This is a genomic window from Methylobacterium sp. WL103 (assembly GCF_008039885.1).
Taxonomy (GTDB): Bacteria; Pseudomonadota; Alphaproteobacteria; order Rhizobiales; family Beijerinckiaceae; genus Methylobacterium; species Methylobacterium cerastii.
Genome location: NZ_VRUX01000093.1, coordinates 1 through 11,111 on the forward strand (window position 1 = coordinate 1; position 11,111 = coordinate 11,111).

Here is an 11,111-nt window from a genome sequence, read left to right on the forward strand (position 1 = left end):
CCTCGACACCTGCCGCCGCGCGGTGCCGGCGCTGGTGCCGGACGAGACGGCGGTGCGCATCCTGCGGGCCGGCACCGGCTCGGCCCCCGACAGCGTCCGCGTCGACTACGTGCTGGGCAACCAGCCCCACTTCGCCCTGTGCCGCTTCAACGCCGGCGCAGTGCTCGAGGGCGTCTCCACCGATCGCAAGGCGCTGTCCGAGTCCTCCCTCTACCTGCTCAAGCGCTACTATCTCGACAGCCCGGACGCTCAGGAGCCGAAGCCGAAGGCGCCATGACGGCGCGCGAGCGCCCCGGCCTTGAGGGGGGCTCGGGCACTTCCCATGTGACGGACCAGCGACGTCACGCGAGACCACCGCCATGCTGAACCCCCGTCCCGAATACGCCCGCCCGTTCGATGCGCCCGGCTACCTCCCGCCGGTGGCGATGCCGGCCGTCCGCGCCAGCCTCGGCGGGCGCACGGTCGCCTACATGCTCGACATCCTGTTCATCCTCGGCTTCACCGCCCTGCTGTCGGTCGCGATCGCCTTCGTCGGCGTGGTCACCTTCGGCCTGGGCTGGGCCCTGTTCGCGATCCTGCCGGCCAGCGGCGTGATCTACAGCGCGATCACCGTCGGCGGGTCGCGCCAGAGCACGCTCGGCATGCGGATGATGGGCCTGCGCGTCGTCGCGCCCGAGAGCGGGCGGCCGGTGGACATCCTCACCGCCGCCGTGCACGCGCTGCTGTTCTACGTGGCGGTCTCGACCTTCCTGCTGTGGTTCCTCGACCTCGCCTTCGGGCTCGTCCGCGCTGACCGGCGCCTCGGCCACGACGTGCTCCTCGGCCTCGCGGTCGTCCGCGCCGGCTAATACCAAGTTTCATGGGTAGGAACCCATGAGGTCCGGCGGATTGCCGCCGCCCCGCAGTCGCGGGGGCCGGACCTCGATGAGTCGGGCTCATCGCGGTCTGGTATAAGCCGCGAACCTCCGCCGCGGCGTCGCCTTCCCCGGCGGCGGCCCCGGCGAAAATGTCGCCGCGGGATTGCCGGCAACCCATTGAGCGCGGCCGCGGCCGCGTTACACTGCGGATCGCGGCCCGGCGCAGGAACCCGTGGCGAGAGGGCAGCGCGAAGCGTGACGAGCCATCCGCGCGACACACCGCAATTCTACCTGACGGCGCCGTCGACCTGCCCTTACCTGCCGGGCCAGGAGGAGCGAAAGGTGTTCACGCACCTCGTCGGACGACGCGCCCGCGACCTCAACGAGATCCTGACGCAGGGCGGCTTCCGCCGCTCGCAGACCATCGCCTACCGCCCCGCCTGCGAGACCTGCCGAGCCTGCGTCTCGGTGCGCGTGGTCGTCGCCGACTTCGCGCCCGGCGGCAGCCAGCGCCGCATCCTCTCCCGCAACGCCGACCTCGTCGGCACGGCGGAGCCGAACCGCCCGGCCTCGGAGCAGTACGCCCTGTTCCGCCGCTACCTCGACGCCCGCCACGGCGACGGCGGCATGGTCGACATGACGGTGCTCGACTACGCGATGATGATCGAGGACAGCCACGTCGACACCCACCTCGTGGCCTATCGCCGCCGCGGGCCGGACACGGCGATCCACGGCCGCGGCGTCGGCGGGCTGGTGGCGTTGTGCCTCACCGACGTGCTCTCCGACGGCCTGTCGATGGTCTACTCGTTCTACGACCCCGCGGAGGCGCACCGGAGCCTCGGCACCTACATGATCCTCGACCACATTCGCCGCGCCCGCGAGATGGGTCTGCCGTACCTCTACCTCGGCTACTGGGTCGAGGGCTCGCGCAAGATGGACTACAAGGCGCGGTTCCTGCCGCAGGAACGGCTGATGCCGCAGGGCTGGGTGCGGGCGGAGTAGGCGGCCGTTTCGGACGTCGAGGGCTGCTCGGGCGGTGCGCCTTCGCGCAGTCCGAAAATCCGGGCGGCGTCGGCCGCCGCCCGGGATGTCGTGACGACGCCTTCAGGCGGCGCGGACGGTCCGCAGGAACCGATCGACCTCGCTCCCGAGGTGCTCGGATTGGCGCGACAGCTCGGAGGCCGCCGACAGCACCTCGTTTGCGGCAGCGCCGGTTTCCTCTGAGGCCTGCGCCACGCCGGCGATGTTGCTGGTCACCTCGGTGGTCCCGGTCGAGGCCTGGGCGACGTTGCGGACGATCTCCTGGGTCGCCGCGCCCTGCTGCTCGACGGAGGCGGTGATCGAGGCGGCGACCTCGTTGATCTCGCGGATGCGCGCCGCGATCGAGCCGATGGCGGTGACGGCCTGGCCCGTCACCCCTTGGATCTGGCCGATCTGGGTGCCGATCTCCTCCGTGGCCCGGGCCGTCTGGCCGGCCAGCTCCTTGACCTCGCTCGCTACGACCGCGAACCCGCGGCCGGCCTCGCCGGCCCGCGCCGCCTCGATCGTGGCGTTGAGCGCCAGGAGGTTGGTCTGGCTGGCGATGTTGGAGATCAGGCCGACCATGTCTCCGATCCGGGCGGAGGCCTGGCTCAGGGCCTCCACCAGATGCAGCGTCTGGTCGGCCTCGCCCACCGCCGTCCGGGCAAGGTCGGACGAGCCGGCGACCTGCCGGCTGATCTCCTGGACCGAGGAGCCGAGCTCCTCTGCGGCCGCGGCCACCGTGTGGACGTTGGCGGCGGCCTCCTCCGCGGCGGCGGCCACGGTGATGGACTGGTTCGCGGTCTCGGTCGCGGTCGCCGTCATGGTCTGGGCGGTGGCCTGCAGCTCGGTCGCGGAAGACGAGACCATGCCGATGATGCCGCCGACCGCCTGCTCGAAGCCGTCGGCGAGGGCGACCATCGTCCGCTTGCGCTCGGCGCCGGCGGCTTCGTCGGCGATGCGCTTGATTTCGGCCTGCTCGGAGGCCTTCTGCGCCACCATCGCCTTGATGCCCTCCACCGCACGGCCGACGGCGCCGATCTCGTCGCCGCGGTCGGCCGCCCGGATCGTGGCGTCGACGTCGCCCTTGGCCATGCCCTGGAGAACGTTCACCAAGGACCCCAGAGGCCGGGTGATGCCGAATACGACGATGGTGCAGGCGAGCGCGAGGGTGCCGAGCAAGCCCGCCGCCGTCGCGGTGATCAGCGTGGCGCTGGCGCTTGCGGCGGAGGCCTCGGCGTTGTCGCGAGCCTTGCGGAGCTCGTTCGTCAGCAGCTCGACCCGCGGCTGGACCATGTCGCGGACCTTCATGCGGAGTACCACCCCCTCCCGCAGGAGCATCGCGCTGGCCGCGTCGCCCGCATTCTTGAGGCCGAGGACGTTGGATTGGTCCGTCACCGCGAAGAACTCGGTCAAAGTGTCGGCCAGCTTCTGGTTCGCCGCCTTGCGCTCGGGCGTGTCGGACATCGCGATGAGCTTCGCGGCGAGGTCGAGGCTGGTCTTCACGGCGTCGTCGTAGCGCGCCTTGTAGGCGGACTTCTCCTCCTGACGGGTCTCGATGATGATGTTCCGAGCCTGGACGGAGGCCTCGTTCACGGCGATCCGGATGCTCAGGATGCTTTCGAGGCGCGCCGCCTGGACGTCGACCAGGCTTCGCGTCTGCCGCGCCGAGTCGAGGAGGATCGTCCGGGCGTAGAGGCCGATGCCGAGCGTGACCAGGGCGATCAGGAAGAAGGGGATTGCGACTTTGAAGATGATCTTCATGTCGGCCAGATGGCGCATGATTGTATTCCGATAGGCGCGCGGGGTGCGATGACAGGATGCCCGATTTTGGGTTTACAATCTGTCACTGTACAACCAGTGCGAAGCCCTGCCTCCGCACTTGCACGCCGCTCGGGATCCTGCGCCCGCGCCGGGTCGGGTCGGGTCGGGTCAGGACGGGAGACGCCCCGCCGGCCCCGCCCCGAAGCGCGCGCCGTCCATCAGAACCGTGCGACCACCTGTGCACGGATGGTGCGCGGCGCGCCGGGCGAGATGTTGTTGTTGTTGTCGGCGGTGGCGATGTAGCGCCGGTCGAACAGGTTCTCGATGTTCACCTGCGCCCGCACGAACTCGTTCACCTGGTAGAACAGCCCCAGGTCGATGCGGGTGTAGCCAGGCAGGCGGACGGTGTTGTCCGACGCGGCGAAGGTGTGGGTGTAGTTGAGCACGCCGACGCCGACCGAGAACTGCTTCGTCACTTCGAACTTGTTCCATAGGGTGAAGGCGTTGATCGGCACCAGGCCGACGGTGTTGCCCTTGACGATCGTCGCCGAGGTGGCGCTGTCGATGCGGGCGTCGGTCAGCGCGTAGCCGCCCGCGACCTGCCACCAGTCGGTGACGTAGCCGTTGGCGCCGATCTCCAGGCCCTGGGTGTTGGTCTTGCCCGAGAGGATGAAGAAGCCCGGGTTGTTCGGGTCGGCCAGGCGCTGGTTGAGGCGGTCGAGGTTGTAGATCGCGCCGGTGAGCTGGAACGTCGGCGAGACATCGTACTTCACGCCGACCTCGGTGTTCTCGAACTTCTCCGGCTGGGCGATGACGAGCCCCGGCGTGAAGTTGCCGATCTGGTCGCCGGAGGAGGGCAGGTACGAGACGCTGTAGCTGCCGTAGATCGCGAGGTTCGCGAGCGGCTTCAGCACGATGCCGGCGCGCGGCGAGACGAGGTCGTCGACACGGTTGAAGCTCTGCTTGAGGATGCGGTTGTCGTTCTGGAAATCGAAGTGGTCGTAGCGAAGGCCGCCGACGACCTGGAGCCAGTCGGTCACGTCGATCTGGTCCTGCGCGTAGACCGCCGCGAGCCCAAGGTTGTAGCGCGCGTTCGCGTCGGTCGTGCCGTTGTTGCGGAAGGTGATCGGCATGCGGGTGATCGGCGCCAGCGGGTTCACGGTGATGCTGGTGGCGATGTTGTTGAAGAACGCCGACTGGCGGAACACCACGCCTTCCTGGTAGCCGAGCTCGAAGCCGCCGAGCAGGGTGTGGCGCATGTCGCCGGTCTGGAAGCGGTAGGTGAAGTCGTTCTGGTTGAAGTAGTTTCGGCGGTCGGTCTCGTTGCGATAGCCGGTGATCGACACCGAGGTGCCGGCGTTGTTCACGGCGCCGCCGGGCAGCGTGTTGATGTAGTACCGCTCGTAGTCGGCGAAGCGAAGCTGGCTGTGCAGCTCGACCCCCGAATCGAACCGGTGGTCGAGGATCGCGGTGGCGATGTTGGCGTCGACCTTGGTGAAGTTCACGTCCGGGTTGCCGAAGAACGTCCGCAGGTTGTCGCGGTAGCGGTAGGGCCGGCCGAATTGCGAGGGGATGCCGCGATCGGGGAACCGGTCGTCATGGAAGTACTCATACGAAAACTTCAACGTCGTCTGCGGATCGATGACGATGGTCGCCGTCGGGTTCAGCCCGTAGCGATGCAGGTCGCCGAACTGGCGGAAGGTGCCCGAATCCTCGGCGACGGCGTTCAGGCGGAAGAACACACTGTCGCTGATCCGGTCGCCCACGTCGAACGCGACGCGCTTGTCGCCGAACTGGCCGCCGCCGGCCACGATCTCGCGGACGCGGTAACCGTCCGCCACCTTCAGGACGCGGTTCACGATGCCGCCGCCGCCGCCACGGCCGAAGATCAGCGAATCGGGGCCCTTCAGCACCTCGATCCGCTGGATGTTGTACAGGTCGCGGAAGTACTGCACGTCATCGCGGACGCCGTTGACGTAGAAATCCGCGCTGGTGTTCTGCCCGCGGATAATAAGCTGGTCGCGGTTGCTCTCGCCCTGGGCCGGGATCACGCCCGGCACGAAGCGCAGCTGCTCGGTGAGGTTCTGGTAGTTCTGGTCCAGCACTTGCCCGCGCGTGACGATGGTGATCGATTGCGGCGTGTCGATCAGGGCGGTGTCGGTCTTCGTCGCGCTCCGGGTGCGCTTGGTGAGGTAGCCGACGGTGTTGCCGTTCAGGCCCTCGACGCTGAGCTGGTCCAGGGTCACGTTGGCCTCGCCGGCGGGCGCCGGTTGTGCTGGGACGACTTGTGCAACCGCCGGCGCGATAAGGAACGACGAGCCGAGAAGCGCGGCCAGGAGGCGCGGCGAAGGTGCGATCTGCATGATGACGGGTCCCGATGTCGTAGTTCTTGGTTCGCGAGCCCACGAATGCTTCGGGGGCGCTATTGCGGCTCTACGCGCAATCGCGAACAGGACAAGGGATACGACGCAAGACTAAGCCGTGATGTTTTGCACTCGTTCTAAGAACGACTACAACGTCTGCGCTAAACCGCCCTCGGCATTGCGCAAAGTCCTTGCGGTTTTCATCCTGGATCCGTTCCAGATTGTTTCCGATCGTTACAGTCTGTGTCCAAGTTGCAACGCTGACGTCGGCCATCCTCCGTTCCGGCGGGCGGCCACCGCGCGTTGAGCCGCCCGGCGGCCCATGCTAGGCGCGCGGCTCGGACCAGCCCGTAGACGAGACGCCGATGATCCCCCGCTACAGCCGCCCCGCGATGACGGCGATCTGGTCGCCGGAAGAACGCTTCCGCATCTGGTTCGAGATCGAGGCGCACGCCACGACCGCGCTGGCGGAGATCGGCGTCGTGCCGAAGGCGGCCGCCGACAAGGTCTGGGAGAAGGGCCGCGACGCGGTGTTCGACGTCGCCCGCATCGACGAGATCGAGGCGGTGACGAGGCACGACGTCATCGCCTTCCTGACGCACCTGTCCGAGATCGTCGGGCCGGAGGCGCGCTTCGTCCACCAGGGCATGACCTCGTCGGACGTGCTCGACACCTGCCTCAACGTGCAGCTCGTGCGTGCCGCCGACATCCTCATCGCCGACGTGGACGCGCTGCTCGCCGCCCTCAAGCGCCGCGCGCTTGAGCACAAGCTCACCCCGACGATCGGCCGCTCGCACGGCATCCACGCCGAGCCGGTGACCTTCGGCCTCAAGCTCGCCCAAGCCTTCGCCGAGTTCGCGCGCAACCGTGCGCGGCTGGTCCTGGCGCGCGAGGAGATCGCCACCTGCGCGATCTCGGGCGCCGTCGGCACCTTCGCCAACATCGACCCGCGGGTGGAGGCCTACGTCTCCGAGAAGATGGGGCTGACGCCCGAGCCGGTCTCGACCCAGGTCATCCCGCGCGACCGCCATGCGATGTTCTTCGCGACGCTCGGCGTCGTCGCCTCGTCGCTCGAGCGCCTGGCGATCGAGGTCCGCCACCTGCAGCGCACCGAAGTTCTCGAGGCGGAGGAGTTCTTCTCGGAAGGGCAGAAGGGCTCGTCGGCGATGCCGCACAAGCGCAACCCCGTGCTCACCGAGAACATCACCGGCCTTGCCCGCATGGTGCGTTCCTACGCGATGCCGGCGATGGAGAACGTGGCGCTCTGGCATGAGCGCGACATCTCACATTCCTCCGTGGAGCGGATGATCGGACCGGACGCCACCGTCACCCTCGACTTCGCGCTGGCGCGCATGACCGGCGTGATCGACAAGCTGCTGATCTACCCGGCTCAGATGCAGAAGAACCTCGACCGCCTCGGCGGCTTGGTCCACTCGCAGCGGGTGCTGCTCGCTTTGACCCAGGCGGGGGTCAGCCGCGAGGATGCGTATCGGCTGGTTCAGCGCAACGCGATGCCGGTCTGGCGTGGGCAGGGCGACTTCCTCGCCCTGCTCAAGGCCGACAGCGAGGTCGCCGCCGCGTTGTCGCCCGAGCAGATCGAGGAATGCTTCGATCTCGGCTACCACTTCAAACACGTAGACACGATCTTCTCACGAGTGTTCGGCGACAGCTGAGCGACCCGCACGAATCCTGCTTGAGGCAGGTTCATCATACGTCCCGAACACGAGGCATCCGCCGTGGCGTCACCCCGCATCGTCTACCTCAACGGGGAGTTCCTCCCCTTCGACCAGGCCCGCGTGTCGGTGATGGACCGCGGCTTCCTGTTCGCGGACGGGATCTACGAGGTCTCGGCGATCATCGAAGGGCGCCTCGTCGACAACGCAGCGCATCTCGCCCGCCTCGACCGGTCGCTTGGCGAGATCGGCATCCGCAACCCGCACGACGCGGCGGAATGGGAGCGGCTGCAGACGGAGCTCGTCGCGAAGAACGGCGTCGTCGAGGGTTTGGTCTACATGCAGGTGACGCGCGGCGTGTACGAGCGCGACTTCGCCTTCCCGCCCGCCGACACGCCGCCGACCGTGATGATGTTCACGCAGGCCAAGACCGTGATCGCCAACACGCTGGCCGAGACCGGCGCCAAGGTCGTCACGGTCGAGGATCTTCGCTGGAAGCGCCGCGACATCAAGTCGGTGGCTTTGCTGGCGCAGGTGCTTGCCAAGCAGGCGGCGGCCGAGGCTGGCGTGGCCGAGGCCTGGATGGTCGAGGACGGCGCAGTCACCGAGGGATCGTCCTCCACCGCGTTCATCGCCACCAAGGACGGGCGCCTGGTCACCCGCCCGCTCTCCACCGCGCTCCTGCCCGGCATCACCCGCGCGGCGGTGATGCGGCTTGCCGCCGAGACCGGCCTGACGGTGGAGGAACGTCTGTTCTCCGTCGACGAGGCGCACGCGGCTTCGGAAGCCTTCTACACCAGCGCCTCCGCCTTTGTGATGCCGGTGGTCGCCATCGACGGCCGCCCGATCGGGGAGGGCGTCCCAGGCCCCGTGGCCCGGCGCCTACGCGAACTCTACATCGCGATGGCGCGGGGGGATTGAGGCCGGCGGTTCGGTCGTCCCCCAGCCCGCCACGCCTTCCACGGTCATCGCACGCCCGAGCTTTCCTGAAACGGCGCAGGTCCCTTCTCCCATGGGGAGAAGGGCAGGATGAGGGGCGTGGCCGCTCCGGATACGGCACGCCCCCCACCCCAACCCTCTCCCCCTGGGAGAGGGAGCCGCGTGTTGGTTCGGGTCGGCGACGGCGTCCGAAGGACGGACATGCCGCAAGGCTCTTCGACATGCAGAGCGGTGTCGCACTTCCGGCGACAGGAACGGTTTCCCGACCTCGGTGTTTGCTTCCCGATCGTGAACGAGAGGGAGGTCTTCGTTGTCCAAAGTCCTGACGGGGCTCGCCGCCTCGGTCTTCGCGCTGGTCGCCACGGCCGCGCTCGCCCAGAATCCCGATGCGCCGCTGAAGGGTCGCGACACCGATCCAGTGCTGCCCCCCCAGAACCAGACGCCGCCCGAGCGCGTGCGCCCGAACGCCGACGCGCCGCCGCACGATTCCACCCTGAGCGACAAGCTGCGGCAGAGCGACGGCGTCATCAAGCCGCCGGGCAACGCGGCGCCGGGCATGGTGGTCGAGCCGCCGAACCCGAACGCCGGTTCGATGCCGGTGATCAAGCCGGGCGAACTGCCGGGTCAGAAGCCCGGCACCGAGGCCAAATAGCGCTCGGCCCTGCAGCCATCCCCCACGGCTTCGGCTCCGGCGGGGCGGTTTGCTTGATTTCCCGGACCGGATCGCGGAAACACCCTCACGGCAACGGGATTTCTCTCGCGCGGCGCAACGCCGTGCGCCCGCGAACGGGCCACGGGTCAGAAGGCACGCATGGCGAACGTCGTCGTCGTAGGCGCCCAATGGGGCGATGAGGGTAAGGGCAAGATCGTCGATTGGCTCTCCGAGCAGGCCGACATCGTCGTCCGCTTCCAGGGCGGGCACAATGCCGGCCACACGCTGGTCATCGACGGCGTCACCTACAAGCTCGCGCTCCTGCCCTCGGGCGTGGTGCGCGGCGGCAAGCTTTCTGTGATCGGCAACGGCGTCGTCGTCGATCCCTGGCACCTGGTGGACGAGATCGCCCGCATCCAGGCACAGGGCGTCGAGGTCTCGCCGAAATCGCTGCGCATCGCCGACAACGCGACGCTGATCCTGCCGCTGCACCGCGAGCTCGACCATTTTCGCGAGACCGCCAACGCCGGGCTGAAGATCGGCACGACCAAGCGCGGCATCGGCCCGGCCTACGAGGACAAGGTCGGCCGTCGCGCGATCCGCGTGGTGGACCTGGCCGACGCCGACACCCTGCCGGCCAAGATCGAGCGGGTGCTGACCCACCACAACGCGCTGCGTCGCGGCCTCGGCATCGCCGAGGTGGACGCGGCCGCGCTGCTCTCCGAATTGAAGGCGATCGCGCCGACGATCCTGCCCTATGCCTGCCCGGTCTGGGCGCTCCTCGACGAGGAGCGGCGCGCCGGCAAGCGCATCCTGTTCGAAGGGGCGCAGGGCGCGCTCCTCGACGTCGACCACGGCACCTATCCCTTCGTCACCTCCTCGAACATCGTGGCCGCGCAGGCGGCGACCGGCTCGGGCCTCGGCCCTGGCGCGATCGGCTACGTGCTCGGCATTGCAAAAGCTTACACCACCCGCGTCGGCGAGGGCCCGTTCCCGACCGAACTGTTCGATGAAATCGGCGAGACCATCGGCCGGAAGGGCCGCGAGTTCGGCGTCAACACCGGGCGCAAGCGCCGCTGCGGCTGGTTCGACGCGGTGCTGGTGCGCCAGACGGTGCGGACGTCCGGCATCAACGGGATCGCGCTGACCAAGCTCGACATCCTCGATGGGTTCGAGACGATCGAGGTCTGCACCGGCTACCGCCTCGACGGCGCGGTGATCGACCACCTGCCGGCGAGCCAGGCGGCGCAGGCGCGCGTGGAGCCGATCTACGAGACCATCCCCGGATGGTCGGAAACGACTGCCGGCGCCCGCTCCTGGGCCGAGCTGCCGGCTCAGGCGATCAAGTACGTCCGGCGCATCGAGGAGCTGATCGGCTGCCCGGTGGCGCTGCTCTCGACCTCGCCGGAGCGCGACGACACCATACTGATGCACAATCCCTTCGAGGATTGATCGTCCGGTCCGTGCGACGCACGGACCGCGAACACGCGGATTCCAGAGGACATGGCCGATTACTACCCGTTGCTGGCGCGGGCGCTCGACGCCTTGCCCGACCGGACGCCGGCCATGCGCAAGGCGGTCTACGAGCGCGCGCGGAACGCCCTGATCGGCCAGCTCCGCTCGCTCGACCCACCCCTGCCCGAGGCGGACATCGACCTCGAACGGCAGGCGCTGGACAACGCGATCGAGCGCCTCGAACGCGACTACGGTGCCTCATCGGCCGCGCCTGAGCCCGCACCGCCTCCCGTCGTCTCACCGCGGGCTGCTCCAGCACCGGTTCCCCCGGCGAGGCCGGCACCGATCCCGGAGCCACCCGCACCTCCGCCTGCGCAGGCCTTCGAGC

Annotated in this window: 9 protein-coding genes and 1 pseudogene; 8 read left to right on the top strand and 2 right to left on the bottom strand. The window is 68.6% G+C overall.

What is annotated here, in order from left to right; genetic code table 11:
- From FV222_RS29440 to FV222_RS08540, 3 genes are all read left to right on the top strand, one after another.
- Window positions 1-277: hypothetical protein (locus FV222_RS29440; RefSeq protein ID WP_187277265.1), on the top strand; the 277-nt coding region annotated here is incomplete at its 5' end.
- An 82-nt stretch (window positions 278-359) separates the two neighbouring features.
- Entirely contained in the window at window positions 360-848 is a 489-nt protein-coding gene (locus FV222_RS08535) for an RDD family protein (protein ID WP_147764051.1), read from the top strand.
- 264 nt (window positions 849-1,112) lie between these two features.
- Window positions 1,113-1,859, top strand: a complete 747-nt coding sequence (locus FV222_RS08540) for an arginyltransferase (protein ID WP_147764052.1) — start codon at window positions 1,113-1,115, stop codon at window positions 1,857-1,859.
- 102 nt (window positions 1,860-1,961) lie between these two features.
- Here FV222_RS08540 and FV222_RS08545 read toward each other — a convergent pair whose 3' ends face one another.
- Together FV222_RS08545 and FV222_RS08550 are read right to left on the bottom strand one after the other, a co-directional pair.
- On the bottom strand, window positions 1,962-3,659 hold the full coding sequence (locus FV222_RS08545) for a methyl-accepting chemotaxis protein (RefSeq protein ID WP_147813829.1): 1,698 nt from the start codon (window positions 3,657-3,659) through the stop codon (window positions 1,962-1,964).
- Between the two features lie 200 nt (window positions 3,660-3,859).
- Window positions 3,860-6,004, bottom strand: a complete 2,145-nt coding sequence (locus FV222_RS08550) for a TonB-dependent siderophore receptor (protein WP_147813831.1) — start codon at window positions 6,002-6,004, stop codon at window positions 3,860-3,862.
- 365 nt (window positions 6,005-6,369) lie between these two features.
- On the opposite strand from FV222_RS08550, the gene purB reads away from it, so the two are divergent.
- The 5 genes and pseudogenes from purB to FV222_RS08575 form a co-directional block, all read left to right on the top strand.
- On the top strand, window positions 6,370-7,677 hold the full coding sequence (gene purB / locus FV222_RS08555; RefSeq protein ID WP_147764055.1) for an adenylosuccinate lyase: 1,308 nt from the start codon (window positions 6,370-6,372) through the stop codon (window positions 7,675-7,677).
- Window positions 7,678-7,740: 63 nt separating this feature from the next.
- Complete coding sequence (locus FV222_RS08560; RefSeq protein ID WP_147813833.1) at window positions 7,741-8,598, top strand: D-amino-acid transaminase; 858 nt, start codon at window positions 7,741-7,743, stop codon at window positions 8,596-8,598.
- Between the two features lie 328 nt (window positions 8,599-8,926).
- Window positions 8,927-9,268 (top strand): hypothetical protein, encoded by a 342-nt coding sequence (locus FV222_RS08565; protein ID WP_147813835.1) that lies wholly within the window; start codon window positions 8,927-8,929, stop codon window positions 9,266-9,268.
- Window positions 9,269-9,427: 159 nt separating this feature from the next.
- A complete protein-coding gene (locus FV222_RS08570) occupies window positions 9,428-10,720 on the top strand; it encodes an adenylosuccinate synthase (protein ID WP_147764058.1) in 1,293 nt (430 codons plus the stop codon).
- Between the two features lie 51 nt (window positions 10,721-10,771).
- A pseudogene (locus tag FV222_RS08575) lies at window positions 10,772-11,111 on the top strand (histidine kinase); the annotation flags it as partial.

Excerpts from the sequence above, each read along its gene's own strand:
- purB (WP_147764055.1), top strand. The coding sequence starts at position 6,370 with ATGATCCCCCGCTACAGCCGCCCCGCGATGACGGCGATCTGGTCGCCG.
- FV222_RS08550 (WP_147813831.1), bottom strand. The coding sequence starts at position 6,004 with ATGCAGATCGCACCTTCGCCGCGCCTCCTGGCCGCGCTTCTCGGCTCG.
- FV222_RS08545 (WP_147813829.1), bottom strand. The coding sequence starts at position 3,659 with ATGCGCCATCTGGCCGACATGAAGATCATCTTCAAAGTCGCAATCCCC.
- FV222_RS08535 (WP_147764051.1), top strand. The coding sequence starts at position 360 with ATGCTGAACCCCCGTCCCGAATACGCCCGCCCGTTCGATGCGCCCGGC.
- FV222_RS08570 (WP_147764058.1), top strand. The coding sequence starts at position 9,428 with ATGGCGAACGTCGTCGTCGTAGGCGCCCAATGGGGCGATGAGGGTAAG.